The 25,822-nt window shown below is 62.5% G+C and carries 24 protein-coding genes; 12 read left to right on the top strand and 12 right to left on the bottom strand.

What is annotated here, in order from left to right:
- Nucleotides 1-21: 21 nt before the first annotated feature.
- Entirely contained in the window at nt 22-423 is a 402-nt protein-coding gene (locus AC2FMN_RS10945) for a DUF4864 domain-containing protein (protein ID WP_496688168.1), read from the bottom strand.
- Nucleotides 424-472: 49 nt separating this feature from the next.
- The gene (locus tag AC2FMN_RS10940; RefSeq protein ID WP_496688166.1) at nt 473-2,047 is read right to left on the bottom strand and encodes a lysine--tRNA ligase; all 1,575 of its coding nucleotides are present in this window, start codon (nt 2,045-2,047) and stop codon (nt 473-475) included.
- Between the two features lie 258 nt (nt 2,048-2,305).
- Between AC2FMN_RS10940 and AC2FMN_RS10935 the strand changes: the two genes are divergently transcribed.
- On the top strand, nt 2,306-2,728 hold the full coding sequence (locus AC2FMN_RS10935) for a tellurite resistance TerB family protein (RefSeq protein ID WP_040633393.1): 423 nt from the start codon (nt 2,306-2,308) through the stop codon (nt 2,726-2,728).
- A gap of 11 nt (nt 2,729-2,739) precedes the next feature.
- Here the strand turns inward: AC2FMN_RS10935 and dacB are convergent, their stop codons facing one another.
- A complete protein-coding gene (gene dacB, locus AC2FMN_RS10930) occupies nt 2,740-4,218 on the bottom strand; it encodes a D-alanyl-D-alanine carboxypeptidase/D-alanyl-D-alanine endopeptidase (protein ID WP_496688165.1) in 1,479 nt (492 codons plus the stop codon).
- Nucleotides 4,219-4,299: 81 nt separating this feature from the next.
- Nucleotides 4,300-4,905: a nicotinate-nucleotide adenylyltransferase gene (locus AC2FMN_RS10925; protein ID WP_496688163.1), complete on the bottom strand. Its 606-nt coding sequence runs from the start codon at nt 4,903-4,905 to the stop codon at nt 4,300-4,302.
- A gap of 150 nt (nt 4,906-5,055) precedes the next feature.
- Here AC2FMN_RS10925 and ettA point away from each other — a divergent pair, with 150 nt between their 5' ends.
- The 4 genes from ettA (at nt 5,056) to AC2FMN_RS10905 (ending at nt 9,077) form a co-directional block, all read left to right on the top strand.
- Entirely contained in the window at nt 5,056-6,723 is a 1,668-nt protein-coding gene (gene ettA / locus AC2FMN_RS10920) for an energy-dependent translational throttle protein EttA (RefSeq protein WP_496688161.1), read from the top strand.
- Nucleotides 6,724-6,818: 95 nt separating this feature from the next.
- Nucleotides 6,819-7,640 carry a sulfotransferase family 2 domain-containing protein gene (locus AC2FMN_RS10915; RefSeq protein ID WP_496688160.1) on the top strand — a complete coding sequence of 274 codons (822 nt, stop codon included), beginning with the start codon at nt 6,819-6,821 and terminating at the stop codon, nt 7,638-7,640.
- Nucleotides 7,641-7,794: 154 nt separating this feature from the next.
- Complete coding sequence (locus tag AC2FMN_RS10910) at nt 7,795-8,679, top strand: sulfotransferase domain-containing protein (RefSeq protein ID WP_496688158.1); 885 nt, start codon at nt 7,795-7,797, stop codon at nt 8,677-8,679.
- A 191-nt stretch (nt 8,680-8,870) separates the two neighbouring features.
- The gene (locus AC2FMN_RS10905) at nt 8,871-9,077 is read left to right on the top strand and encodes a cold-shock protein (RefSeq protein ID WP_149777124.1); all 207 of its coding nucleotides are present in this window, start codon (nt 8,871-8,873) and stop codon (nt 9,075-9,077) included.
- A gap of 29 nt (nt 9,078-9,106) precedes the next feature.
- Here AC2FMN_RS10905 and trxC read toward each other — a convergent pair whose 3' ends face one another.
- Both trxC and AC2FMN_RS10895 read right to left on the bottom strand, forming a co-directional pair.
- On the bottom strand, nt 9,107-9,532 hold the full coding sequence (gene trxC, locus AC2FMN_RS10900) for a thioredoxin TrxC (protein WP_496688156.1): 426 nt from the start codon (nt 9,530-9,532) through the stop codon (nt 9,107-9,109).
- Between the two features lie 156 nt (nt 9,533-9,688).
- Entirely contained in the window at nt 9,689-10,339 is a 651-nt protein-coding gene (locus AC2FMN_RS10895) for an arylesterase (protein WP_496688155.1), read from the bottom strand.
- Between the two features lie 41 nt (nt 10,340-10,380).
- On the opposite strand from AC2FMN_RS10895, the gene AC2FMN_RS10890 reads away from it, so the two are divergent.
- Nucleotides 10,381-11,076: an ABC transporter ATP-binding protein gene (locus tag AC2FMN_RS10890; RefSeq protein WP_496688153.1), complete on the top strand. Its 696-nt coding sequence runs from the start codon at nt 10,381-10,383 to the stop codon at nt 11,074-11,076.
- Nucleotides 11,073-13,601: an ABC transporter permease gene (locus AC2FMN_RS10885; RefSeq protein ID WP_496688151.1), complete on the top strand. Its 2,529-nt coding sequence runs from the start codon at nt 11,073-11,075 to the stop codon at nt 13,599-13,601. The genes AC2FMN_RS10890 and AC2FMN_RS10885 overlap by 4 nt, the downstream gene beginning before the upstream one ends.
- Before the next feature lie 3 nt (nt 13,602-13,604).
- On the opposite strand, the gene AC2FMN_RS10880 is transcribed toward AC2FMN_RS10885, so the two are convergent.
- Entirely contained in the window at nt 13,605-14,051 is a 447-nt protein-coding gene (locus AC2FMN_RS10880) for an RrF2 family transcriptional regulator (protein ID WP_496688149.1), read from the bottom strand.
- A gap of 96 nt (nt 14,052-14,147) precedes the next feature.
- Here AC2FMN_RS10880 and AC2FMN_RS10875 point away from each other — a divergent pair, with 96 nt between their 5' ends.
- A complete protein-coding gene (locus AC2FMN_RS10875) occupies nt 14,148-14,717 on the top strand; it encodes a gamma-glutamylcyclotransferase family protein (protein ID WP_496688147.1) in 570 nt (189 codons plus the stop codon).
- 69 nt (nt 14,718-14,786) lie between these two features.
- Here AC2FMN_RS10875 and gltX read toward each other — a convergent pair whose 3' ends face one another.
- On the bottom strand, nt 14,787-16,112 hold the full coding sequence (gene gltX / locus AC2FMN_RS10870) for a glutamate--tRNA ligase (RefSeq protein ID WP_496688145.1): 1,326 nt from the start codon (nt 16,110-16,112) through the stop codon (nt 14,787-14,789).
- Between the two features lie 140 nt (nt 16,113-16,252).
- Here gltX and AC2FMN_RS10865 point away from each other — a divergent pair, with 140 nt between their 5' ends.
- Nucleotides 16,253-17,185 (top strand): MBL fold metallo-hydrolase, encoded by a 933-nt coding sequence (locus AC2FMN_RS10865; protein ID WP_496688144.1) that lies wholly within the window; start codon nt 16,253-16,255, stop codon nt 17,183-17,185.
- Nucleotides 17,186-17,313: 128 nt separating this feature from the next.
- On the opposite strand, the gene AC2FMN_RS10860 is transcribed toward AC2FMN_RS10865, so the two are convergent.
- Both AC2FMN_RS10860 and AC2FMN_RS10855 read right to left on the bottom strand, forming a co-directional pair.
- Complete coding sequence (locus AC2FMN_RS10860) at nt 17,314-17,595, bottom strand: hypothetical protein (protein ID WP_496688142.1); 282 nt, start codon at nt 17,593-17,595, stop codon at nt 17,314-17,316.
- A gap of 255 nt (nt 17,596-17,850) precedes the next feature.
- On the bottom strand, nt 17,851-19,509 hold the full coding sequence (locus AC2FMN_RS10855) for an NAD+ synthase (protein WP_496688140.1): 1,659 nt from the start codon (nt 19,507-19,509) through the stop codon (nt 17,851-17,853).
- 155 nt (nt 19,510-19,664) lie between these two features.
- On the opposite strand from AC2FMN_RS10855, the gene AC2FMN_RS10850 reads away from it, so the two are divergent.
- Nucleotides 19,665-21,134 carry a 2-isopropylmalate synthase gene (locus AC2FMN_RS10850; RefSeq protein ID WP_496688138.1) on the top strand — a complete coding sequence of 490 codons (1,470 nt, stop codon included), beginning with the start codon at nt 19,665-19,667 and terminating at the stop codon, nt 21,132-21,134.
- 4 nt (nt 21,135-21,138) lie between these two features.
- Here AC2FMN_RS10850 and AC2FMN_RS10845 read toward each other — a convergent pair whose 3' ends face one another.
- The gene (locus AC2FMN_RS10845) at nt 21,139-21,804 is read right to left on the bottom strand and encodes an SDR family NAD(P)-dependent oxidoreductase (protein WP_260064203.1); all 666 of its coding nucleotides are present in this window, start codon (nt 21,802-21,804) and stop codon (nt 21,139-21,141) included.
- A 287-nt stretch (nt 21,805-22,091) separates the two neighbouring features.
- Here AC2FMN_RS10845 and AC2FMN_RS10840 point away from each other — a divergent pair, with 287 nt between their 5' ends.
- Nucleotides 22,092-23,663, top strand: coding sequence for a 2-isopropylmalate synthase (locus AC2FMN_RS10840; protein ID WP_260064196.1), 1,572 nt, complete (start codon nt 22,092-22,094; stop codon nt 23,661-23,663).
- A 169-nt stretch (nt 23,664-23,832) separates the two neighbouring features.
- On the opposite strand, the gene AC2FMN_RS10835 is transcribed toward AC2FMN_RS10840, so the two are convergent.
- Entirely contained in the window at nt 23,833-24,618 is a 786-nt protein-coding gene (locus AC2FMN_RS10835) for a 23S rRNA (adenine(2030)-N(6))-methyltransferase RlmJ (protein WP_496681888.1), read from the bottom strand.
- Between the two features lie 156 nt (nt 24,619-24,774).
- Here AC2FMN_RS10835 and AC2FMN_RS10830 point away from each other — a divergent pair, with 156 nt between their 5' ends.
- A complete protein-coding gene (locus AC2FMN_RS10830) occupies nt 24,775-25,821 on the top strand; it encodes a rod shape-determining protein (protein WP_093963423.1) in 1,047 nt (348 codons plus the stop codon).
- The last annotated feature ends 1 nt before the right edge of the window (nt 25,822 follow it).

The following is a 25,822-nucleotide window of genomic DNA, read 5'->3' as shown; positions in this document are numbered from 1 at the left end:
ACCGTGACGGTGGGTGTTGCGTCAGGCCGCGGGGTCGGCGTTGCCCAGAAGGAGAACGCCATTGATTTTCCAGCCGCTCTCCCGCTGCACCATCTGATAGTCCAGGATATGCGCCCGACCGTCACCATCGACCACCATAACCTTTTGCCACCACTGGCCGTCGATCTGACGCAGGTCGAGAAACCTGACATCGGCCGGTCGCCAAACCATCGGATAGCCGTTGCGCACCATGGCACCGAAGTTTTCGGGCGTACGAAACAGGGTCTGGATTCCGGGGCTTGCATAAGTGAAGGCGGTAACGAAGTCATCCGCCTGGAACGCCCGCATCTGGGCGCGGATATTCGCCTCGATCTCGGCGTTCTGGGCCAGGGCACCGGTTGCCATACCGGCGATCAGAGAAACGGCAATCAACAAACGACGCATGGGGCCACCTCCTGTGTCAGAGCGTAGCCCCGGGCGCGTTCGGGTCAAATCAGGCCAATTCTCCGGCCAGGGCCTTATCGATCAGGGCGATGGTTTCCGGCACGCCATAAAGCGCGATGAACCCGCCGAAGCGCGGCCCCTGGCTGGCGCCCAGCAGCACCTCGTACAGCGCTGTGAACCAGGCGCGCATCGGATCGAACCGTTCGCGGCCGATCGCATAGACCACCGATTGCAACGCTTCGTCTTCGACCGGGCCGTCATAGGTCTCCAACGCCGCCTTCAGCGCCTCCAGCGCCTCGCGCTCCTGCTCGGTCGGCAGGCGGAACGTGCGGGTCGGCTTGACGAAATCGTTGTAGTAACGCACCGCGAATCCGGCCGCCTGGTCCAGGTCGGGATGGGTCTCGGGTGTGGCCTCGGGCGCATAGCGGCGGATGAAGCCCCACAGCGTCTCCTTGTCCTCGGCCCCGGACACCGAGGCCAGGTTCAGCAGCATGGCAAAAGGCACGATAAGGGTAGATTCAGGCACCTCGCCGCCGTGGATATGCCAGACGGGGTTGTTCAACTGCGCCTTCAGCTCCTGCCCCGGATAGGCCCGCAGTTGCTGATGATATTCGTCCACCGCCTTGGGGATCACGTCGAAATACAGCCGCTTTGCCGTCTTGGGCTTCTGGTACATGAAGTACGACAGGCTCTCGGGCGCGGCATAGGTCAGCCACTCCTCCATCGACAACCCGTTGCCCTTCGATTTCGAAATCTTCTGACCGTGCTCGTCGTTGAACAGCTCATAGCTCAGCGACTCGGGCGGCTGCTTGCCCAGCGCCCGGCAGATCTTGGAGGATTGCGTGACCGAGTCGATCAGGTCCTTGCCCGACATCTCATAATCCACGCCCAGAGCGGCCCAGCGCAGCGCCCAATCGGGCTTCCACTGCATCTTGACGTGACCACCGGTGACCGGGATCTCGACCCGCTCGCCATCGGGTTCTTCGTAGACGATGGTGCCCTTGGCGACATTGCGCTCCAGCGTCGGCACCTGCAACACATGGCCCGTCTTGGGCGAGATCGGCAGGAACGGCGAATAGGTCTCGCGCCGCTCGGGGCCGAGCGTCGGCAGCATGATCTCCATGATCTTGTCGAACCGCTCCAGCGCCACCAGCAGCATCTCGTCAAAGCGACCGCTGGTGTAATACTCGGTGGCCGAGGCGAACTCGTAGTCGAACCCGAAACTGTCGAGGAATTCGCACAGCCGCGCGTTGTTGTGCTGGGCAAAGCCCTCATGCGTGCCGAACGGATCGCGCACCTTGGTCAGCGGCAGGTTCAGGTCCTGCTTCAGCTCTTCCTGCATCGGCACGTTGCCGGGCACCTTGCGGAACCCGTCCATGTCGTCGGAAAAACAGATCAGCTTGGTGGGGATGTCGCTCAGCTGCTCGAAGGCGTGACGCACCATCGAGGTCCGCGCCACCTCGCCGAAGGTCCCGATATGCGGCAGGCCCGAGGGGCCATAGCCGGTCTGGAACAGCACATATCCCTTTTCCGGCGGAGCCTTCTGATAGCGTTTGAGCACCCGGCGCGCCTCTTCGAAAGGCCAGGCCTTGGACGACATCGCGGCTTCACGCAGTTCAGACATTTGATCGGGTCTCCATCGGGACAAACAGCGCCGGCCACCCCATGCAACCGGACCACCCCTCCTATTGTGCCGGTGCAGCATAAGTCAATAAAGCGCGCCCCCTCCTGCCCGACAAAACTGCTGTTTTTCGCAGCAACCTCGCACCCGCCAGGTCCTGCCGCACACCAGGGTCGTTCGGCGCGTTCGCAAGAAGCGGTTGAACCCTGCTGCGCGCGCTCCTATCGTGCCGCGGCAGACAGCCCAATTCAGGACGAACCCATGACCCAAGCCGTTGCCCACCCCATGTCGCCCCAGGACTGCCTCGTGGCAATCATGGTGGCCGTCTCCGCATCTGACGAGAACATCCGCACGGCCGAACTGGTCAAGATCGAGGCTGCGGTGAACATGCTGCCGGTTTTTGCCGAATATGACATCGACCGCATGCGGCGCGTCTCGCAGATCGTGTTCGACCTTTTCGAGCAGGAAGACGGCCTGGATGCGCTGTTCGGTTTGATCCGAGACAACCTGCCGGAGCGGCTGCATGAAACGGCCTATGCGCTGGCCTGCGACGTGGCTGCCGCAGATGGTGCGCTAGCCGAAACCGAGCTGCGCCTGCTGGAAGAAATTCGCTATGAATTGAGCATCGACCGCCTGCATGCCGCCGCGATCGAACGCGGCGCCCGGGCCCGGCACACGGTCTGACGCGGTTCGGCTCAGCTTCCGTACAGCGCACCCCAGCGTTCGATCAGCGCCTTCTGCAGCCTGCGAGACCGACGGTTCCAGCTGCGCGCGCCGTCGGGGCGTTCCCGGGCTTGACGCGGGATAGTCGCACGGTGCGCCATGTCGGCGGTGAAGATCGCAAAAGCCAGATCGGTTCCGCCGGCCGTGGTCAGAAACCCGCCAAGACCGGACACGAAGTTCAACGTCCCGGTCTTGGCATCGACCCGGACCGGGTTTCCGACCACACGCCTCCCCTTGGCGTCCGTCAACGTGAACGGCTTGAGCAACGGCCGCAGCAGCCCATCCTGCCGGGCGGCGACCAGCGCCTTGACCAGATCCGAAGGCGCCATACGAGACGCTTCACCCAGACCCGAATGATCCACCATCGCAATCCGTCTGGTCCCGTATTTTGCGGCGGCCCAGCGGTTCATTTCGGCGGCGGATGCCGCCAATGAACCCGGGTACACCCCGCGCGCCCTTGTCGCAGCCATCCCCACCATCTCGGCCGTCAGGTTCGTGGAATATTTGAGCATGCCCTTCAGGATGCTGTCCAACGCATCGCTCTGATGCACAACCAGCACCTGTCCCCGTGGGGCCTGCCGCGTGACCTGCACCCGGCCCAGAACGATCCCGTTCACCCGGGCCAGCGTTCGGAAAACGTCGCCGGCATAAAGCGCCGGCTTGCGCACCGGCAACCACCGCGCGCCGCCCTTGCCCAACGCGCCCTTGGCCACTGTCCACCGGTCCTGCCGGGCGCTGCGTTGATAGGTGTAAATCGGCAGACTGCGCGGCTCGACCCGAATCCGCGCCATGTCCACGGACGGGGTGTAGTTGGCGCTGCGCGCATCCATCGACACGTCGTACCCCGAAGTTCCCAGTTTCCACTCGAAATGCACGCGGTTGAAGTTCAGCGAGATACCGCTGACCGACGGACTGTAACCCACATGGTCCGGCTGACCCGGGTCAATGCTGAACACATAGGGCAAGGCCCCGTCATACACCTTGAAGGCGCCGCGCACCTCGGTCACCCCGGCCTTGCGCAGACTGGCGGCCATACCTGCCAGCGCATCGGTATCCAACAGCGGATCACCGCCGCCCGCCAGAATCAGATCGCCCTTCAGGATACCGTTATCGATGGGTCCATCCGCAATCAGCGCCGTCTCGAACCGATGGTCTGGTCCGAGCACATCCAGCGCGTAAAGCGCCGTCAGCGCCTTGGCGACGCTGGCTGGCGGCAACCCCTGATCGCCCCCGAAAGCCTCAAGTTCTGCGCCTGTTTCGACATCGGCTACGGCAAAGACCACCTCGCCTTTAAGGCCCGCCGCCGCAACGATCCTCTCGGCCGCGGAGAGCTCGGCACCCCGAGCAATCGGCCGCAACGACACCGCTGGCGCGCCGGCCGCGCCGACTGTGGGGATCAAACTGGCCCCCAATCCCCCCAAAAATACACGGCGCGAAAAACGATCAGGCATGGGTCAATTAAAATCCCAGAGATCAGAGCAGACAACTGCTCAAATCCAATATGCGCCAACAGGGGCCATTCCGGCAACACTTCAACCTGTCCATTCGCCGCTGGAACGAATCTGGGTCGAACTGACGTCAATCATCGGCACGTTCACGAAACACCAAGCTGGAGAGTCGGCACGACCCAGCAGGTGCCGTGCAGTCCCGTCGATGCGATACCGCGCATAGATCCGCGCCGCGGGCGACATCCGCGCCGAGATCCTGTCTCCGGGCCGGGCAACAACACCGACCGAAACGTTGTCCATGATCCAGCGCCAGTCCTTCCAAAGGTGGAACTGCGCGAGGTTGTCGGCGCCCATCAGCCAGACGAACCGGACGCCGGGATACAGGCGGCGCAGGGCGGCCAGCGTATCGGCCGTAGCCCGCGTGCCGATGCGCGCCTCGATATCCGTGACCGCGACGCGGGGATGACGCAAGATCGCGCGCGCCGCCTCCATGCGGCGCATCAATGGCGCGGGACCGCGCTCCTTCAGCGGGTTGCCCGGCGATATCAACCACCAAACACGGTCCAGCCCGAAGGCCTTCATCGCCTCCAACGTCGCGTGGACATGCCCCGCATGCGGCGGATCGAATGACCCGCCGAACAAGCCAACGACCTGCCCGGGCCGCGCGAATGGGATGGCGCTTCGAAACATCCTCCGTGGATGTTCAGAACCGGGCGGACTTGTCAATCCAAGGCCGCCACCGGACGGCGAGCGAATGCACGGAACGCATCAGCTTGCCCCGCTTGCCATGCTTGGCTATCAAGCGGGTCAACCCGAATTCCCCGATCCAGAGGACGTGACATGGCCGCCTATCAATATGTCTACCACATGCAGGGTGTCTCGAAGACCTATCCCGGTGGCAAGAAGTGTTTTGAGAACATCCACCTGAGCTTTCTGCCCGGCGTGAAGATCGGTGTCGTCGGCGTCAACGGCGCCGGTAAATCGACCCTGCTCAAGATCATGGCCGGCCTCGACAAGGACTTCACTGGCGAGGCGTGGGCCGCCGAAGGCGCCAAAGTGGGTTATCTGCCGCAGGAGCCGCAGCTGGACCCGAACCTGACCGTCCGTGAAAACGTCATGCTGGGCGTGGCTGAGAAAAAGGCCAAGGTCGACCGCTTCAACGAGATCGCGATAGAAATCGCCGAGAACTACTCGGACGAGTTGATGGAAGAGATGACCGCCCTGCAGGACGCGATCGACGCGGAAAACCTGTGGGATCTGGACAGCCAGATCGACGTGTCGATGGAGGCGCTGCGCTGCCCGCCCGACGATGCCGATGTCACAACCCTTTCGGGCGGCGAGAAACGCCGCGTGGCGCTGTGCAAGCTGCTGCTCGAAGCACCCGACATGCTGCTGCTCGACGAACCCACCAACCACCTGGATGCCGAGACCATCGCCTGGCTGCAGCAACACCTGATCGACTACAAGGGCACCATCCTGATCGTCACCCACGACCGGTACTTCCTGGATGACATCACCGGCTGGATTCTGGAACTCGACCGTGGACGCGGCATCCCGTACGAGGGCAACTATTCCTCGTGGCTGGAACAGAAGGCCAAGCGGCTGGAGCAGGAAGCCCGCGAGGACAAGTCCAAGCAGAAGACCCTACAGCGCGAACTGGAATGGATGCGTCAAGGTCAAAAGGCCCGCCAGGCCAAATCCAAGGCCCGCATCAACGCCTACAACGAACTGGCCCAGCAATCCGAACGCGAAAAGCTGTCGCGCGCCCAGATCGTCATTCCCAACGGCCCGCGCCTGGGCAGCAAGGTGATCGAGGTCAACGGGTTGTCCAAGCACATGGGCGACAAGCAACTGATCGAGGATCTCTCGTTCAGCCTGCCGCCGGGCGGCATCGTCGGCGTCATCGGCCCCAACGGCGCCGGTAAATCGACCCTGTTCAAGATGCTCACCGGCCAGGAAAAACCTGACGCGGGCACCATCGAATACGGCGACACGGTACAACTGTCCTATGTCGATCAATCGCGCGACGACCTCAACGACAACGACACCGTGTGGGAGGCGATCACCGGCGGCGCCGAGATCATCCAGCTGGGCGACGCGCAGGTCAATTCCCGCGCCTATTGCTCGTCATTCAACTTCAAGGGCGGCGACCAGCAGAAAAAGGTCTCGCTGCTGTCAGGGGGCGAGCGCAACCGCGTCCACATGGCCCGCCTGCTGAAAGAGGGCGGCAACGTCTTGCTGCTGGACGAACCGACCAACGATCTTGACGTCGAAACCCTGCGCGCGCTGGAAGACGCGCTGGTCGATTTCGCCGGCTGCGCGGTCGTGATCTCACACGATCGTTTCTTCCTCGACCGGATCTGTACGCATATCCTGGCCTTCGAAGGTGACGCCCATGTCGAATGGTTCGAGGGCAACTTTGCCGACTACGAGGAAGACAAGAAACGCCGTCTGGGGCCGGATGCGCTGGAGCCCAAACGGCTGAAGCACAAGAAGTTCGCGCGATGAGACAGTTGGAATGAGAATACGTTTGCGGATATGTCCGCCCCGTGATCGTGACAGGGTCAATACAGGCTGCTTCGCAGTATCGAAAGGCTAAAGTGATGATTAGAGCATCCAAGCGACGCATCCAGCATTGCCGTTCGCTACTTCAGGAGAGGCTCGCCTTGCTGGAATCTAAACTTTCGCGGTCTTTCGAGCGCAAAAAGAACGCGATCAATCGCCAACTGAACTATCACCGTGGACGGCGCGAAGTTCGGCAAACGGGTTTTTGGTTCGTGGACATCCCGCGCACATCATCTTCGTCCATTCGAGCGCAACTTGGTGAAAGGTTTGGTATTGGTCATGGAAAGCTGAATATCCCCGAAAAAGACAAAGCGACCGAACAGATTTTTGAAGACCACCTGACCGCCGTTGAAATGCGCGACCTCCTTGGCGTTGAACTCTGGGAGAAGATCTTCACTTTCACGGTCGTGCGCAATCCGTGGGAGCGGATTCTGTCTCTGTACATGTACATGCGAAAAAACACGTCAGCTGTGGACGATTTGACATTTGAGCAGTTCGTGAAAAGCATCCATCAGGAACGTCTGTCCCCGGGCTCAACGATATTTACGTACCGTCCACTGACGCGAACGTGCCTGGAATTCATTTCTGATGAAAAAGGCAAAATCATCGTCGACAAGATCGTTCGATTTGAAAACCGACAGGAAGAATTGCCGAAAATCGGACAACAAATCGGCTGCCCGGAACTCGGCTCTCTGAAAATCAACAGCGCGCGTCCGCAGAAATCAAGGTACCAAGACTCTTACACTGACGAACTTCGTGATTTGGTCGCTGAGATCTATGCGCAGGACATTGACTATTTTGGCTATTCGTTCGACGAGCCGACGGATAACCAAGACTCAAGCAGCGCGGATAGCGGTTAGGTAGGTTTCGGCTCTGCTACAGAAGGCAGTAGCGTCGAAAAAATGCCGCAAATACCTTTTCGCTCGCCGACAGTCGGATAAACTGAACAAATAGCCGCCATTACGCAAGACAACTGGCTTTTCCCATTGCTGCCAGGCCCAGACGAGGTTGAAATTGAAGAAACTGTTCGAAAAACTGCATCGTTCCGTTGATGAAGATCCGACACCCATCGAGCCGCCGATGCAGGAACAAGAGCTTTTCCTAGCCGCCAAGGAGCGGGTCTTGGAGGCGAACAACCGACCAAAGACACATAAGTCTTTTCTATTCTTCACCACGCATAAGTGTGCTTCGACCTTCGTCACCGCCCTGTTGGAAGAGCTTGCAGATCAAAGCGACTATGAAACCTTCAACTACGCCAGTGCGTATTGGGAACTAGGCGATGAGGTTGACTCAGTGGGCCTTGTGATCCGCAAGTTCCTTCCGCAGAACTACGATATGCTCTTCCGGCAATACGGCGAAATCTACGGCCCGCTCCGGTTTCCTGTGGACTTTCCCGGCCGGGAGAACTTCAAGCACATTTTCTTCTTTCGTGATCCGCGCGACGTGCTTGTTTCTTCCTTTTATTCATGGGCGTATACTCATCCGGAACCCCTGAACACCAAGGCTCGCGAGAAATTCGTGGAAGAGCGCGCCAAGGTGTCCGAGGAAGGAATCGACGCATATGTGCTCAGAAGGGCAAGCGAGTGGATCCTGCCGTGGTTCACGGAGTATCGAGAACTCGCCGAGACGGTTCCGGATGCCTTGTTCTTGACATACGACGAGTTCTCGCAACACACGGATGTCTTCCTGCGCAAGGTCACCGACTATCTTGAGATCGACCTGAGCGAGGAAAGCATTGAAAAACTGTCGAATTTTGCAAGCCCCATCCAGAAAGGCGCGCCAAAGCTGGAACACAAACGTTCGGGCAAAAGCGGGCAGTGGAAAAATGAGCTCAAGCCGGAAACCGCCGACGAACTGAATCGGATTCTTGCACCGATTCTGGACTATTGGCGGTTTTGATCCCGACATGTTCGCCCCGGTCGTGGTGACAATCGCCCTTGTCACCTGACCCGGGCAGTGCCATATACAACGAGCTTACGTTTTTCTACTTCGACCTACTGTCTCCGTTTTCGGCGTTCAGTCTATCGATACAGACAACGACGCCAGGCTGCCGCACTTCCGCGGGCAGCACCAAAACAGGAGACTACGGAATGCCTGCAGGCACCGTGAAATGGTTCAACACCACCAAAGGCTACGGCTTCATCGCACCCGAAACAGGCGGCAAGGACGTGTTCGTGCACATCTCGTCCGTCGAGCGTTCGGGCCTGACCGGCCTGGCCGACAACCAGAAAGTGACGTACGAGCTGCGTTCGGGCCGTGACGGCCGCGAAAGCGCCGACAATATCGAACTGGTGTAAGACCCTAAGGGTGGGCGCTCAAGCCCACCCTATCCCTTTACCCAAGCCACGATCTGCCCGCCCCGCATCGCGCCGGACTGCCGCTTGGTCTCTTTCCCCCGCTGAAACTCCACCATCGTCGGGATACCCCGGATCCGATACCGCGCACCGGCGGATTGGTGTTTCTGAGTGTCCAGCTTGACCAACCGGGCCTGCCCGGCCAGCGTGTCGGCCGCTTTCGAGAACTCGGGTGCCATCATGCGGCAGGGTCCGCACCACGGCGCCCAGAAATCGACCACCAACGGCAGGTCGTCATGTTTTGCCGCCTTCTCCAATATGGCCGGGTCCACTTCGACCGCCTTGCGCGGAACCAACGCAGCGCCACAGGTCCCGCATTTAGGACCAGCCGCCAGTTTTTCTGCGGGTACGCGGTTGAGTTGACCGCATTCCAGACAGGTCAATGTCTTGTCAGCCATTCCGGCCCTCCATATTCAACTTCTCGAATGCATATAGGCAGGATGGCCGACCGTGCAATGGCCGCACCAAACACGTTCCATCCGTATTTCACGACCAAGCAGCACAAGGCAATCAGTACTGAAACGTCGGTGCATCAGAAAGCCCGCGCGAACTTTCTAGCGATCCTCTTTGACGGCTTCGACCAGCTCCAGAACCCTCGGACCAAGGTTTTCCACGATCAACGCCACCCCTCGAGAGTTGGGATGAATGCCATCGGGCTGCATGTATGCCCGGGCCGCGCCCGGGTCGCCCCCAGCCGACAGCCCGGCAAAAAAACTGGGAGCAAAGATGGTGCCGTATTGTTGGGCCAGCTCCGGATAGATGGCGTCGAACGCGTCTTTGTAGTCCGCCCCGTAATTGCCCGGCGCCTGCATGCCGATCAGCAGAACCGGAACGCCCGCGGCCTGGGCCGTCTGCAGAATGCCCTCGAGATTGGTGCGCGACACTTGCGGCTCGATCCCTCGCAACAGGTCGTTGCCGCCCAGCGCGACGATCATGGCGTCGACATCCGGCGTCAGAGTCCAGTCGACCCGCGCCGCGCCGCCCGCCGTGGTATCGCCCGAGACCCCGGCATTGATCACCCGCGCCTCAACGCCGCGTTCCCGCAACCAGCGGGTCAACTGCGGTACGAACCCGTCCTGCTCGATCAGCCCATAACCCTGCGTCAGCGAATCCCCCAGCGCCGCGATGACGACCTGCTCGGCTGTGGCCGCAAAGCCGCAAACGGCAAATGCGCCCGCCGTCAGCACCTTGCGCAAATTCCGCATCGCTCCATATCCCATCTAAATCGCTCCAGCCGGATTGCCCGATGACTACACCCGTTCTGACCCTTGAAAATGCCGCTTTGACGCTGAATGGCAATGCCGGACCCATCGAAATCCTGCACGACATCTCCCTTTCGGTAGGCCGGGGCGAGTCTCTGGGCCTGATCGGCCCGTCCGGATCGGGCAAGTCGTCTCTGCTAATGCTGATGGGGGGGCTCGAACGGGCCTCGGCGGGCCGAGTTACGGCGCTGGGGCACGACCTGACCACGATGGACGAAGACGCGCTGGCCCGCTTCCGCCGTGATGCAATGGGTGTCGTCTTTCAGAATTTCCACCTGATCCCGACCATGACCGCTTTGGAAAACGTCGCCACACCGTTGGAACTGGCCGGCCACCGCGATGCCTTTGTCCGGGCCGAGGCCGAGCTGGACGCGGTGGGCCTGTCGCACCGGCGCGATCACTACCCTGCGCAGTTGTCCGGGGGCGAGCAGCAGCGGGTCGCCCTGGCCCGCGCATCGGCGCCGCGCCCGCGGATTCTACTGGCGGACGAGCCCACCGGCAACCTAGACGAAGCCAACGGCGCCGCGATCGTCGATCTGCTGTTCGGCCTGCGCGACCGCCACGGCGCGACGCTGATCCTTGTCACCCACAGCCGAAGTCTGGCCGCCAGATGCGACCGGGTCGTGCACCTGCGCGACGGCCGCATCAACGAAGATACCGCGCAAGAGGCCGCGGAATGAGCCTGAGTCAGGCCGCGCGGCTGGCCCGGCGCGAATTGCGCGGCGGGCTGAACGGATTCCGGGTATTCTTGGCGTGTCTGACCCTGGGCGTGGCGGCGATTGCCGCGGTGGGGTCCGTCCGCCAAGCCATTCAAATCGGCCTGACGCAAGAGGGCGCGGCCCTTTTAGGGGGCGACGCGCAGATCGAGCTGACCTATCGCTTTGCCGATGATGCCGAGCGCGCATGGATGGAACGCACCGCGGCGGAGGTGTCCGAGGTAGTCGATTTCCGCTCGATGGCCGTGACCCGAAACGGGCCCGACCGCCTGCGCGGACTGACGCAGGTCAAGGCGGTAGACGACACCTATCCCCTGATCGGCACGGTTGTCCTGAATCCCGATATCCCGCTCTCCCGCGCGCTCGATGGTGAAGGCACCCGTCCCGGTGCTGTGATGGATCCGGTTCTGATCGAACGGCTAGGTCTGGCTATCGGCGACCGTTTTGCGCTGGGAACCCAGGAATTCATCCTGACCGCCGCCTTGATCCACGAACCCGATGCCGCTGGCGACGGGTTCACGCTGGGCCCGCGGACCCTTGTCCGCACGCGGGATCTGCGCGCCTCTGGCCTACTGCAACCCGGCACGCTGTTTTCCACCAAGTACCGGCTCGACCTGCCGCCCCAAGCGGATCTGGCCGCGGTATCGGCGCAAGCGGCGCAGGTCCTGGACGGGTCCGGTATGCGCTGGACAGATGCGCGCAACGGGGCGCCGGGCATTGCTGAATTCGTGGCGCGTCTGGGCGCGTTCCTCGTACTGGTCGGCCTGTCCGGGCTGGCAGTGGGTGGTATCGGCGTCTCGGCCGCGGTGCGCGCCTATCTTGCCCGCAAGATCGAAACCATCGCCACGCTGCGGATCCTAGGCGCCGACCGGGCCACGATCTTTCAGACCTACCTGATCCAGATTGGCGTTCTGTCGGTCTTCGGAATCGCCGCCGGCGCCTTGCTGGGCGGTTTGGCACCGGTTCTGCTGGCCCCGGTGATCGAGAGCCACCTTCCCGTTCCTGCGGTATTCGCGCTCTATCCCATGCCCCTGTTCGAGGCCGCGCTTTATGGCCTGCTGACCGCGCTTGTATTCACGCTCTGGCCGCTTGCCCGCACCGAAGACGTCCGTGCCGCTACCCTGTTCCGCGATGCGCTGTCCGCGGCCCGGTTCCTGCCGCGCCCGGCATTCCTGCTGGCCACGGCCATGGCCCTTACTGCACTGATCGCCACCGCTGCAGTGTTCAGCGGATCCACGCGGCTGACGCTCTGGACGGCTGCAGGGTTCCTTGGCGCCCTGACGCTGCTGGCCCTTTCGGCCTTCGCCATCCAGCGGGTTGCACACTGGTCTGCCCGGCGGGCCCGAGGCCGCCCGGCCTTGCACTGGGCACTGGCCGCCATTTCCGACCCGCGCGAAGGGGCGGCCCCGGTCGTTCTGTCGCTGGGGCTGGGCCTGTCGGTTCTGGCAGCCGTCGGCCAAATCGACGGAACCCTGCGCAACGCGATCTCGGGCAACCTGCCCGACGTGGCGCCCTCGTATTTCTTCGTGGACATCCAGAAGGACCAGATGTCCGGGTTTCTGGACCGGCTGGAAAACGATCCCGGCGTTACGCGGTTGGAAAGCGCGCCGATGCTGCGCGGCATCATCACCCGGATCAACGGCCGTCCCGCGCACGAGGTGGCCGGAGACCATTGGGTTCTGGAAGGCGACCGCGGCGTGACCTATTCGGAACGTCCACCGCGGAATGCACGCATCACGGCAGGCGACTGGTGGGCGCCGGACTATTCCGGCCCGCCGCAGATCAGCTTTGCCACCGAAGAAGCCGAAGAGATGGGCCTGAAACTGGGCGACACCCTGACCGTCAATATCCTGGGCCGAGACATCACGGCCACGATCACCTCGCTGCGCGAGGTGGACTTCTCGACCGCCGGCATGGGCTTTGTCATGTCGATGAACCCGGCCGCACTGGCCGGCGCGCCGCACAGCTTCATCGCCACCGTTTATGCCGAGGAACGGGCCGAGGCCGCCATCCTGCGCGATTTGGCCGATCAATTCCCCAACATCACCGCAATCCGCGTGCGCGACGCGATCGACCGCGTCTCGGGCCTGTTGGCGGGGCTGGCGTCGGCCACATCCTATGGGGCGGGCGTGTCGCTGCTGACCGGGTTTCTGGTGCTGATCGGGGCGGCGGCCGCCGGTGAACCCGCCCGGCGCTACGAGGCCGCGATCCTCAAGACCATCGGCGCGGACCGCCGAAAGATCCTACTCAGCTTTGCGCTGCGCTCGGCCTTGCTGGGCTTGGCGGCAGGCAGCATCGCGCTGGCTGCAGGCGTACTGGGCGGGTGGGCCGTGGCGACCTACATTTTCGATACCCGGTACACGATCATCTGGCCCGCGGCCCTGGGGATCGTGGCGGGGGGGTTGATCGTCACACTGCTGGCGGGCCTTGCCTTCGCACTGCGCCCGCTGTCCGCCAGCCCGGCGCGCATCCTGCGCGCCAGTGACTGATAATCACCGAGCGCAAGTCACGGGCTGCAGAATCTTCAACAACGGATCGTTGTCACAGACCAACGCATCCAGCGTGATTTCGTCCAACGAAGCAAAAAACACCTCGGCCGCATCCTGCAGGGCCAGGCGCAACCGGCAGGCATCGGTCAACGGGCAGGTGTTGTCGGCATCCGCAAAACATTCGGCGATCGGCAAGTCGCCCTCGACATGGCGAAAGACCGACCCGATCCGGATCTGATCGGCCGAGCGGCCCAGTTCCATCCCGCCGTTCCGGCCACGCTGCGTGCTCAGATACCCCAGCTGGCTGAGCTGGTTGATCACCTGCGCCAGGTGGTTTTCCGAGATGTTGCACACCTCGGCAATTTCCGACTTGGTCACCAGCCGGTCAGGATGGGCGGCGCAATACATCAGCAGCCGCACCGCGATATTCGTTCGTTTGGTGATCCGCATGAGATCCTCCCCCCGAAAAACAAGATGCAGCCTTATTGCACGCACCGCAAAAAAACGGTTTGACATACATCAATCGAAACTTCGGACAGCGCGTAAATGACTGACCCGTATTTCTTTGGCTATGGCAGCCTCGTGAATCTGGCCACACATGACTTCCCCGACCCGCATCCGGCCCGTCTGCGCGGCTGGCGGCGCGCCTGGTGCCACACCGACCTGCGCCCGGTGGCCTTCCTGACAGCGGTCCCCGACGCAAAGTCCGAGATCGACGGGATGATCGCCCATGTTCCCAAGAACGACTGGGCCGCGCTGGATGAACGCGAATGGGCCTATGACCGGGTCGCGGCCACCGAGCAGGTCAGCCATCCCCTGCCGCGCGAGATCGAGATCGCGGTCTATGCCGTCCCGCTACAGCGGCAGAATGATCCCAACCGGAATCATCCGATCCTGCTCAGCTATGTCGACGTGGTCGTGCAGGGCTATCTGCGCGCCTTCGGTGAAACGGGTGTCCGGGATTTCTTTGACACGACGGATGGCTGGAACGCCCCAATCCTGAACGACCGGGCAGAGCCGCGCTATCCGCGTCACCAGCAACTGCGCCCGGAAGAAACCGACCTGGTGGATGCCCACCTGAATCGCATCGCTGCGCAGATCGTTCAGGCCGCATGACAAAGGCGGGTCCAGTTCGCGCCCGCCTTGTCGTTTGTTCGAGTTCACTCACGCCTGCACGGCACGGGCCTATGAGCGCGCGCGGATGACCTGCAGCAGCGGCAGCAGGGCCGCCATCTCGGGGCCACGCTCCATGCCGGTCAGCGCCTTGCGCAGGGGCATGAACAGGCCCTTGCCCTTGCGGCCGGTCGCCTCTTTCACAACCGCCGTCCACTTGCCCCAGGTCTCGCCGTCAAACGGCCCCTCGGGCAGCAGTTCCATCGCCTGCGCAACGAATTCGCGGTCCTCCTCGTCGATAAGCGGCTCGGCCCCGTCGCGGCACAGCTCCCACCAGCCCTTCAGGTCGTTCAGCGTGGTGATGTTCTCGCGCGCCATCATCCAGAACGGTTCGGCCAGTTCATCGGGCACACCGGCCGCGGCAACCGCGTCGGCAACCTTCTCGAGCGGCAGCGTCTGCAGATACCGGGCCGTCAGCGGGAACAGGTCCTGCACGTCGAACTTGGTCGGCGCCGACCCGAACCGGGTCACGTCGAAACCTTCGATCAGCTCAGCCATGTCGCTGCGCAGTTCCACCGGATCTGACGACCCCAGACGAGCCATCAGGCTCAACAGCGCCATCGGCTCGACACCCTGCTCGCGCAGATCGCGCAGCGCCAGAGTCCCCAACCGTTTGGACAGCGCCTCACCTTGCGGGCCGGTCAAAAGCGAATGGTGCGCAAAGTTCGGAACGGCTCCGCCTAGGGCCTTGATGATCTGGATCTGGGTCGCGGTGTTGGTGACATGATCGGCGCCGCGCACCACGTCCGTCACGCCCATCTCGGTGTCATCCACCACCGAAGCCAGCGTGTACAGAACCTGCCCGTCGCCGCGGATCAGCACCGGATCCGACGCCGAGGCAGCGTCGATCGACACGTCACCCAGGATGCCGTCTTTCCATTCGATGCGCTCGTGATCCAGCTTGAACCGCCACACGCCGTTGCCGCGCTCGGCCCGCAGCGCCTCTTTCTCGGCCTCCGACAGGTTCAGGGCGGCCCGGTCATAAACCGGCGGCTTGCCCATGTTCAGCTGCTTCTTGCGCTTGAGGTCCAGCTCGGTCGGGGTCTCGAAGGCCTCGTAGAACCGACCGATCTCGCGCAGCTTGTCGGCGGCCTCGGCATAGCGGTCCAGCCGGTCCGACTGCCGCTCGACCCGGTCCCAGTGCAGGCCCAGCCACTCGAGGTCCTGCTTGATCGCATCGACATATTCCTCCTTTGACCGCTCGGGGTCGGTGTCGTCGATGCGCAGGATGAACGTGCCGCCGGCCTTGCGGGCGATAAGATAGTTCATCAGCGCGGTGCGCAGGTTGCCCACATGAATGTAACCGGTGGGCGACGGGGCGAAGCGGGTCGTTGTCATGGATGTCTCCTGTTGGCGCGGCTCTTGTCATATGGGCGCGTTTTTGTCCAGCGATTGCTGGGTGGCCGACGCCGCCCAGGGTTGCCGGGACGCGCGGCCACCCTAGTTCATCACGCGTGATCACACAGGGAGACAGTTCAATGACACCGAAATTCACCCGCCGCGCCGCTTTGGGTGCCGCAGCCGCGCTGCCTCTTGCCGCCTCGGTCAAACCAGCCCTGGCCGCCGGACCGGGGGCCATGGCCAATTCGGCCGCCGCCCGCAGCTTCATGCTGGGAGATCTCACCGTGACGACCCTGCTTGACGGCAGCCTGCCACGGGACGGCGCCAAGGAAATCTTTGGGGGAGGCGCCTCGGACGAGGAATTCGCCCGAGTGTCGGCGGAAAACTTCATCCCTGCCGACAAGGCCCAGTTCTTCTTTACGCCCACGCTTGTGAACACCGGCAGCGAAATGATCCTGTTCGACACGGGCCTGGGCCAAGGCGGCATTCAAAAGGCCTTGGCCGATGCCGGCGTTTCGCCCGATGACATCGACGTGGTGGTTCTGACCCACATGCACCCCGACCACATCGGCGGGATGACCACGAATGACGCTCCGACCTTTGCTAACGCGCGTTATGTCACGGCCGCGACAGAATATGACTTCTGGTCGGCGCAAGAGACCGGCAACCGCGTCGGTGACATGGTGGCAGCCAAGGTCACTCCGATGGCGGACAAGATGACCTTCGTGGAAGATGGCGCCGAGGTCGCGCCGGGCATCACCGCAATGGCCGCATTCGGCCACACGCCCGGGCATATGGTGTATCACCTGGAAAGCAACGGTCAGCGGTTGATCCTGACTGCGGATCTGGCCAACCACTATGTCTGGTCCTTCGCCCATCCCGAATGGGAGGTTCGGTTCGACATGGACAAGTCTGCGGCGACCGCGGCGCGGCGCAAGGTTCTGGGCATGCTGGCCGCCGACAAGATACCGATGATCGGGTATCACATGCCGTTCCCGGCCGCAGGCTTCGTCGAACAGCGCGGTGAAGGCTTCCGCTTCGTGCCCGTCAGCTATCAGATGATGGGGTAAACGACGGCGCACCATTGGACTGCCCGCGCTTAGCGCGGGCTTTTCATGGCTGGAAGTTCGACAAACAACAGTTGCTGGGTGCCGCTCTGCAGCTCTCAACGCTCGGTCTCGACGCACCCCGCCCGGGCTCAGGCCGCGCCTGCCAGTTCCGCCAGTTTCTGCCGGAAGGTGCCCACCAGGCTCGGCGCGGACTGCCCATCGTCGGGTTCCTCGTCGGCACGCAGATCAGGAAATTCCGGGCGCTTGATCGCTGCGGCCGGTGTTCGGCGTCGTTCCTCTTGCAGAATATCCGCGATCGCGGCATCCACGTCCGCCACATCCAAATCTTGCGGCGGCGACTCCATCTCCTTGTACTGCCAAGGAGCATGCAGCGGCTTGTCATAATCGTTAAACATCTCAACACCAACCAACTAACGTTTGGCACCCCACCACGGATGCTTTACCAGCGGCCCTGTCTTTCAAGATGCACGCGGCCGAAACGGCCAATCAAGGCAGGACCTGTACCAAATTATGTCGAAAAGATGTCATCGCAGCAAGGATCTGCGGGGCCAAAGCCTCTATCCGGCCAACAAAACACACAATGATGGATATTCAGATGACATTGTTTCTTTTCGCAAAACAAAACTGTGCATTTTGCCGCCCAAGACTCATCCCGGGCGTGCGGCTCACCCGCGGTCCCGCCAGCGGTTCACGATCGGATAGCGCCGGTCCAACCAGAAGGCCCGTTTGGTTAGTCGGGTGCCCGGCGCCGACTGGAATCTCTTGTATTCGCTGATGTAGATCAGATGCTCGACCCTGCGGGCATCGGCCTCGTCGAACCCGGCGGCGACGCAATCGGCGATCGAACCGTCCCGATCCACGAGAATCTCAAGAATGCCATCCAGCACCGGATAGTCAGGCAGGCTGTCGCTGTCCTTCTGATCCTCGCGCAGCTCGGCACTGGGCGGCTTGTCGATGACCGAGGGGCGGATGACCTCGCCCCCCGGCCCTTTCATCCAGTCGCGGTGATTGGCATTGCGCCAGCGGCAGGTTTCGAACACCCGGGTCTTGTACAGATCCTTGATCGGGTTGTAGCCGCCATTCATGTCGCCATAGATCGTGGCATAGCCCACGGCGACCTCGGATTTGTTGCCGGTGGTCAGCAGCATCTCGCCGAACTTGTTCGAGATCGCCATCAGCAGCAGACCGCGCAGACGGGACTGGATGTTCTCCTCGGCAATGTCGGCCGGTCGACCCGCGAACAGCGGCGCCAAGGTCTCGGTCACGGCGGCGCGGGATTGGCTGATCGGAACATAATCGTACTGCACGCCCAGCGCCTTGGCGACCGCCTCGGCGTCCTCGAGCGACGCGGCACTGGTATATTCCGACGGCAGCATCACGCAGCGCACGTTTTCAGCCCCCAGCGCATCGACGGCGATTGTGGCCACCAACGCAGAATCGACCCCGCCCGACAGGCCCAGCAACGCCTTGGAAAACCCGGTCTTGGCCATGTAGTCGCGCAGCGCCTGCACCATAGCGCGATAGTCCTGCTCCCACGTGTCGGGCTGTTCCGCGACCGCGCCCGGCGCGATGGTCCAGCCCTGTTCGCCGCGCTGAAGATCGACATGTGTCACCGCCTCGTCGAAAACCGGCATGCGGAAGGCCAGCGCCCCGCCGGGATTCAGGCCAAAGCTGCCCCCGTCAAACACCTGGTCGTCCTGCCCACCGACCATGTTCAGATAGATCACAGGCAACCCTGTCTCGACCACGCGCGCGACCATCTGGTTCAGGCGCACATCGTATTTGTCGCGGAAATATGGGGACCCGTTGGGGATCAGCAGGAACTCGGCGCCGGTCTCGGCCAGCGTCTCGGCCACGTCCTCGTGCCAACCATCCTCGCAGATCGGGCTGCCAATCCGGGTGTTGCCCACGGCATAGGGCCCGCCCAGCGGCCCGGCATCGAACAGGCGCACTTCGTCGAAAACCGTTTCATTGGGCAGGTGATGCTTGAATACCTTGCTGACGATCCGCCCCTGGTTGAGGATCAGATAGGCGTTGTAGAGCTTGCCGTCCTCGACCCAGGGCCCGCCGATGGCCATGGCCGGCCCGTTCGCGCAGTCTGTGGCCAGTTGCCGCAACGCGTCCATGGCGGCGGCGTGAAAGGCAGGCTTCTGCACCAAGTCCTGCGTGTTGTAGCCGGTGACGAACATCTCGGGCAGTGCGACCAGATCGGCGCCCGCCGCACAGCCCTGCTCCCACGCGGCCCGGGCCTTGGCTACGTTGCCCGCGATGTCGCCCACCGTTGGGTTCAGCTGTGCCAGCGTGATGCGGAAATGGTCGGCCATGTTTGCCCTCTTGCCCTCGTCACCTGCCAAGGCATTTAGCAGATCGGGCCGCAAGTGAAAGGCCATAGCGGCAAAACCCGTTGCCCGACCGGATGCTGTGTCATAGTTTTGCACGAGCGAACCCAACAGATGACAACCGGGCAGGCGGGACCCAGATGAAGCTTCTCAGGAATTCGATTGCCATCGCCGCGATGGGTGTGGCCGGCCAGTCTCTGGCGCAGCAGGGCCAGGTCATCGTTGCCGATGACGACGTGGGCGGTGTCTACGAGGGCACCTTCGAAAACGGTCTGCGCCACGGCACAGGCACCTACCGGCTGCCGGACGGGTTCGAGTATACCGGCGAATGGGTCGAAGGCGAGATCCAGGGCAAAGGGATCGCGCGCTACGCCAACGGCTCGGTCTACGAGGGCGACTTCGTCAAGGGCCGGCCCCACGGCAAGGGCAAGATCACCTTCGCCGATGGCGGCACCTACGAAGGCGAATGGGTGGACGGCGCGATCAACGGCACCGGTGTCGTGACCTATGCCAACGGCATACGTTACGAGGGCGGGTTCAAAAACGCGCAACATCATGGCAAGGGCGTGATGACCGACCCCGGAGGCTATGTCTATGACGGCGACTGGGTCAATGGCGTGCGCCAGGGCAAGGCCAAGATCACCTATGCCGATGGCGCCGTTTACGAGGGCGACATCAAGGCCGGGCAGCGCGACGGTCAGGGCACGCTGACGATGCCCGACGGGATGAACTATGCAGGTGAATGGTCCGAGGACCGGATCAACGGAACCGGACGCCTGACCCAGCCTAACGGAGACGTTTACGAAGGCCCGCTGGTCGACGGCCGGCGTCAGGGCGCGGGCAAGGTGACCTATGCCAATGGTGACATCTACGAAGGCGAATTCGACGATGACCGGCGCGACGGCAAGGGCACCTACACGGGCACCGACGGATATGTCTATTCGGGCGAATGGAAGGACGGCCAGATTCACGGGCTGGGCGAGGCGACCTATCCCGACGGGTCGGTCTATGTCGGCGATTTCAAAGCAGATCTGGCCGACGGGCAAGGGCGCATCACCTATCCCGACGGCTCCTCATACGAAGGCGACTGGGTTGCCGGGGTAATCGAAGGCCGGGGTACCGCCACCTATGCCAACGGCACGATCTATAAAGGCCAGTTCAAAAACGCCCGCACTCACGGAAAGGGTGTTCTGACCCGCGCCGACGGGTCCAGCTATGACGGAGACTGGGTGGACGGCGTGCGCCAGGGCAAGGGCAAGGCGACCTATGCCGACGGCACTGTCTATACCGGCGATTTCCTGAACGGCCAGCGCCACGGCCAGGGCGAGGTGGTGATGCCCAACGGCTTCAAATATTCGGGCGCGTGGTCCGAGGGCAAGATCACCGGATTTGGCGTTGCGACCTACCCCAACGGCGACGTGTACGAAGGCAATTTCGTCAATGGCAAGCGTCAGGGCAGCGGCACGATGCGCTATGCCAACGGGGAAGAAGAAACAGGCACCTGGGAAAACGGCGCGCTGACCGAATCCGGCGCCGAACAGCCGACCGAGGCTGAACCGCAAGCGCCCGAAGCCGAAACGGACCCGGATGCCGCCCCGTCGGACGGGTAGAACGTCACCAGGGCACCGGCTTTCCGGCCCAGTCGAAGAACTGCCCTGTCTGCTCGGGACGTAGACCATCGACAACCTGCATCAGGTTGCTCGCCGCCTCGTCCGGCGGGACCGCAGGGTGCCGGCCCAGGTATTTCTGCGTGAACGGGGTCTTGACCGTTCCGGGGTGCAGGGCGACGCAGATCGCATCCTTGTGGGTTCGGGCCAGTTCGATTGCGGCCGTATGCACGATCTGGTTCACCGCTGCCTTGGCCGAGCGATAACTGACCCAACCGCCCAGACGATTATCCCCGATCGAGCCCACACGTGCCGACAGTACCGCGAACACCGACCGACCGTTGCGCGGCAACAGGCGATGCGCGTGTTTCAGCACCAGAGCCGGTCCCACCGCGTTCAGGGCGAATTGATCCATCATGGCCTTGGCCGAAACCGCCCGAATAGTCTTTTCCGGTTCCGCCCCGTCGATCTCGAGCGCACCGGATGCCACCAGAACAAGGTCGAACGGCCCTTCGACACGGCCCAGCATCTCGTCGGCCAGTTCCGGCTGCATCAAATCCAGCCCGTTTTCCGACCGCGACAGACCGACGACATGAACCGACCGCGACAGAAGCTCATTGCAGACGGCCCGGCCGATCCCGCCGCTTGCACCTATGACCAAAGCATTTCTCATCGGTCTCCAGCTAGCGGAGTTGCCTGCGCAATCAATCCCCGTTTCCGATCCTTTCGCGAAATCGGACGGCCGCGCATTTTCCTTCTTTTCATTCCCGGTTCGGGGTGTATAACCTCGAACCCATGATCAACCGCGCAGATATCCCCTCGTTCGACGCCACCGCCCGTGGCGCGTCCCTGCGTGGCCTACTGATCCTAATCCGCCTCTGAGCGTGCCATCCGGCGCGCCCGCTCAGAGGAGGACGCCTGCGCGCCAATGGCTTTAGGACAGACAAGAAAGTGACCCCCATGACCAACGTGACCGACCAAGACCGCGTCTTGATCTTTGACACCACTTTGCGCGACGGCGAGCAAAGCCCCGGCGCAACCATGACCCATGACGAAAAGCTGGAAATCGCCGAGCTGCTGGACGACATGGGCGTCGACATCATCGAGGCCGGCTTTCCAATCGCTTCCGAGGGGGATTTCAAGGCCGTGTCGGAAATCGCGCAGCGCGCCAAGAACGCCCGCATCTGCGGCCTGGCCCGTGCGAATTTCGCCGATATCGACCGCTGCTGGGAGGCGGTGAAACACGCCGAGAAGAACCGGATCCACACCTTCATCGGCACCTCACCACTGCACCGGGCCATTCCGAACCTGACTCAGGACGAGATGGCCGAAAAGATCCACGAGACCGTCAGCCATGCCCGCAACCTGTGCGAAGACGTGCAATGGTCGCCGATGGATGCGACCCGGACCGAATGGGACTATCTGTGCCGCGTGATCGAGATTGCGATCAAGGCCGGCGCGACCACGATCAACATTCCCGATACGGTGGGCTATACTGCTCCGGCGGAGTCGGCCGATCTGATCCGCAGGTTGATCGAAACCGTTCCGGGCGCCGACGAGGTGATCTTTGCCACCCATTGCCACAACGATCTGGGCATGGCTACCGCAAACGCCCTGGCCGCGGTTGCCGGCGGCGCACGGCAGATCGAATGCACGATCAACGGCCTGGGCGAACGCGCGGGCAATACCGCGCTGGAAGAGGTCGTGATGGCCCTGCGTACCCGCAATGACATCATGCCGTGGAAAACGGGCATCGACACCACCAAGATCATGCATATCTCGCGTCGGGTGGCGACGGTTTCGGGCTTTCCGGTGCAGTTCAACAAAGCGATCGTCGGCAAGAACGCCTTTGCGCATGAAAGCGGCATCCATCAGGATGGCATGCTGAAGAACCGCGAGAATTTCGAGATCATGCGCCCCGAAGATATAGGCCTCTCGGGCACCTCGCTTCCGCTGGGCAAGCATTCGGGCCGGGCCGCGCTGCGCGACAAGCTGGAGACACTCGGCTACGAGGTCGGGGACAACCAGCTCAAGGACATCTTCGTGCGGTTCAAGGAACTGGCCGACCGCAAGAAAGAGGTGTTCGACGACGACCTGATCGCGCTGATGAGCGCTGATGACGCGACCAACGACCACCTGCAGCTGGTCTCGATGAAAGTCACCTGCGGCACCGGCGGTCAGGCCGAAGCCACGGTCGAACTGGAGGTCGACGGCAAGGATGTCATCGCCACCGAGCACGGGGACGGGCCGGTCGACGCCACCTTCAAGGCGATCCGAGTGATCTACCCGAACAAGGCGCATCTGCAGCTGTACCAAGTGCATGCCGTGACCGAAGGCACCGACGCACAGGCAACCGTTTCCGTCCGCCTGGAGGAAGACGGCATGATCGCCACGGGCCAATCCGCGAACACGGATACCGTGGTGGCGTCGGCCAAGGCCTATATCAGCGCGCTGAACCGCTTGATCATGCGCCGCGAAAAGGCCGGCCCGGGCGCGGATGCACGCGAGATCAGCTACAAGGATCTGACCTGATCAGAAATGGCAGGCAGGGCTCCCGCGCCCGCGGCAGCCCGGCTTCGCCGCGCAGCCTGACGGCCTTGGGCCTGGCACCGCTCCCAAGGCGCGGTGCCGGGCCCAACACGTTTGGCGGCATCTTTGATGCTGTCAGACGGGGCGGGAGACCATCGCCCCTGAAGCGCCGTCAGATCTTTGCGAACAGGTCGGAAAGACGCGCCGCCTCGTCTTCGATCCCGAAGGGTGCATTGACCACGAACATGCCCGAACCGATCATCCGGTGCCCCTTCCGCGCAGGCGGAAACCGAACTTCGTGCACGAACGTTTTGGGAAGATCCAGGCTCTTCAGTGCCGACACCATCGAAACGTGCCGATCGTCCGTCAGGATCGGGTACCACAGGGCAATGAGGCCCACGTTCCACTTGCGGTGCAACTTGGCGATCAGCCCAGGCAGGCGGCCATAATCCGCCTTAACCTCGTAGCTGGGGTCAATCAGCATCATCCCGCGCCGAGGTGTGGGCGGCAGAACCGACTGAGCCAGCTCGAACCCGTCCTGTCTGTACGTCTTGGCACCGCGCCCAGTCAGAGCCTGGTTCAGCGCCGCGTATTCCTGCGGGTGAAGCTCGGCGAAATGCAGACTGTCCTGCGGACGCAGCAGGCTTGCCGCAATCAGCGGCGATCCGGGATAGGCCGTTTCGCCAAACTGCGCCTGAACCGAGTGCAACGCGCGTGCCAGCGGGTGATCATCGGCAAACCACCCGTTGCTCAGCGCGCGCCCGATCCCTGCCGCTGCCTCTCCGGTCTGCACGGCCTCGGGGGCATTCAGGTGATACAAGCCCCGCCCCGAATGAGTCTCGAGATAGCTGATCGGCTTGTCCTTGCGGCTCATGTAGTCCAGCATCCATGCCAACAAAGCGTGCTTTTGCACGTCCGCCAGATTTCCTGCGTGGTAAATGTGTTGATATGAGAGCATGTTGCCTTCTAAAGTCCCTGTCAGAAAGGCGGAAAGGCGCTGACTTACGCGGAATCAGCCCTTTTACCGGGCGTCTTGGCACCCTATAAGTCATCCGTCCCGGAACCGTCGAGTCGCGGGCAGTAGAAATTTCTGACAGACAGGATCAGGGGAAATATGGGGATCTTCGACAGTTTGGGCGGCCTGTTCACAGCGGATATGGCCATCGACCTCGGGACGGCCAACACGCTGGTCTATGTCAAGGGGCGCGGCGTGATCCTGTCGGAGCCCTCGGTTGTCGCCTACCATGTCAAGGACGGGGTCAAGAAGGTTCTGGCCGTGGGCGAAGATGCCAAGCTGATGCTGGGCCGTACTCCTGGCTCGATCGAGGCCATCCGCCCAATGCGCGAGGGGGTGATCGCCGATTTCGACACCGCGGAAGAGATGATCAAGCATTTCATCCGCAAGGTGCACAAGCGTTCGACCTTTTCGAAGCCCAAGATCATCGTCTGCGTGCCGCATGGCGCAACGCCGGTTGAAAAACGCGCGATCCGTCAGTCGGTTCTGTCGGCGGGCGCCCGCCGCGCGGGTCTGATCGCCGAGCCAATTGCCGCCGCCATCGGCGCCGGGATGCCGATCACCGATCCCACCGGCAACATGGTCGTGGATATCGGCGGCGGCACCACCGAGGTGGCCGTTCTGTCGCTGGGCGACATCGTCTATGCCCGATCGGTCCGCGTGGGGGGCGACCGCATGGACGAGGCGATCATCTCGTACCTGCGCCGTCAGCAGAACCTGCTGGTGGGCGAATCCACCGCCGAGCGGATCAAGACCACCATCGGCACCGCCCGGATGCCCGATGACGGGCGCGGGCAGTCGATGCACATCCGCGGGCGCGACCTTCTGAACGGTGTTCCCAAAGAAATCGAGATCAGCCAGGCTCAAGTGGCCGAGGCTCTGTCGGAACCCGTCCAGCAGATCTGCGAGGCGGTGATGACCGCACTGGAAACCACCCCACCAGATCTGGCTGCGGACATCGTGGACCGGGGCGTGATGCTGACCGGCGGCGGCGCGCTGCTGGGCGATCTGGACCTGGCCCTGCGCGAACAAACCGGATTGGCCGTGTCGATTGCCGACGAAAGCCTGAACTGCGTGGCTTTGGGCACCGGCAAGGCCCTGGAATACGAAAAACAGCTGCGCCACGCGATTGACTACGAAAGCTGAG

Source organism: Ruegeria sp. BHSC037 (assembly GCF_059613045.1).
Note: the sequence above shows the minus strand (reverse complement) of the source record. Positions and strands in the feature narration are given on the sequence as shown.

Bases quoted from the DNA above. Each gene is read 5' to 3' on its own strand.
- AC2FMN_RS10945 (WP_496688168.1), bottom strand. From the start codon at position 423: ATGCGTCGTTTGTTGATTGCCGTTTCTCTGATCGCCGGTATGGCAACC.
- AC2FMN_RS10940 (WP_496688166.1), bottom strand. From the start codon at position 2,047: ATGTCTGAACTGCGTGAAGCCGCGATGTCGTCCAAGGCCTGGCCTTTC.
- AC2FMN_RS10935 (WP_040633393.1), top strand. From the start codon at position 2,306: ATGACCCAAGCCGTTGCCCACCCCATGTCGCCCCAGGACTGCCTCGTG.
- dacB (WP_496688165.1), bottom strand. From the start codon at position 4,218: ATGCCTGATCGTTTTTCGCGCCGTGTATTTTTGGGGGGATTGGGGGCC.
- AC2FMN_RS10925 (WP_496688163.1), bottom strand. From the start codon at position 4,905: ATGTTTCGAAGCGCCATCCCATTCGCGCGGCCCGGGCAGGTCGTTGGC.
- ettA (WP_496688161.1), top strand. From the start codon at position 5,056: ATGGCCGCCTATCAATATGTCTACCACATGCAGGGTGTCTCGAAGACC.
- AC2FMN_RS10915 (WP_496688160.1), top strand. From the start codon at position 6,819: ATGATTAGAGCATCCAAGCGACGCATCCAGCATTGCCGTTCGCTACTT.
- AC2FMN_RS10905 (WP_149777124.1), top strand. From the start codon at position 8,871: ATGCCTGCAGGCACCGTGAAATGGTTCAACACCACCAAAGGCTACGGC.
- trxC (WP_496688156.1), bottom strand. From the start codon at position 9,532: ATGGCTGACAAGACATTGACCTGTCTGGAATGCGGTCAACTCAACCGC.
- AC2FMN_RS10895 (WP_496688155.1), bottom strand. From the start codon at position 10,339: ATGCGGAATTTGCGCAAGGTGCTGACGGCGGGCGCATTTGCCGTTTGC.
- AC2FMN_RS10890 (WP_496688153.1), top strand. From the start codon at position 10,381: ATGACTACACCCGTTCTGACCCTTGAAAATGCCGCTTTGACGCTGAAT.
- AC2FMN_RS10885 (WP_496688151.1), top strand. From the start codon at position 11,073: ATGAGCCTGAGTCAGGCCGCGCGGCTGGCCCGGCGCGAATTGCGCGGC.
- AC2FMN_RS10880 (WP_496688149.1), bottom strand. From the start codon at position 14,051: ATGCGGATCACCAAACGAACGAATATCGCGGTGCGGCTGCTGATGTAT.
- AC2FMN_RS10875 (WP_496688147.1), top strand. From the start codon at position 14,148: ATGACTGACCCGTATTTCTTTGGCTATGGCAGCCTCGTGAATCTGGCC.
- gltX (WP_496688145.1), bottom strand. From the start codon at position 16,112: ATGACAACGACCCGCTTCGCCCCGTCGCCCACCGGTTACATTCATGTG.
- AC2FMN_RS10865 (WP_496688144.1), top strand. From the start codon at position 16,253: ATGACACCGAAATTCACCCGCCGCGCCGCTTTGGGTGCCGCAGCCGCG.
- AC2FMN_RS10855 (WP_496688140.1), bottom strand. From the start codon at position 19,509: ATGGCCGACCATTTCCGCATCACGCTGGCACAGCTGAACCCAACGGTG.
- AC2FMN_RS10850 (WP_496688138.1), top strand. From the start codon at position 19,665: ATGAAGCTTCTCAGGAATTCGATTGCCATCGCCGCGATGGGTGTGGCC.
- AC2FMN_RS10845 (WP_260064203.1), bottom strand. From the start codon at position 21,804: ATGAGAAATGCTTTGGTCATAGGTGCAAGCGGCGGGATCGGCCGGGCC.
- AC2FMN_RS10840 (WP_260064196.1), top strand. From the start codon at position 22,092: ATGACCAACGTGACCGACCAAGACCGCGTCTTGATCTTTGACACCACT.
- AC2FMN_RS10835 (WP_496681888.1), bottom strand. From the start codon at position 24,618: ATGCTCTCATATCAACACATTTACCACGCAGGAAATCTGGCGGACGTG.
- AC2FMN_RS10830 (WP_093963423.1), top strand. From the start codon at position 24,775: ATGGGGATCTTCGACAGTTTGGGCGGCCTGTTCACAGCGGATATGGCC.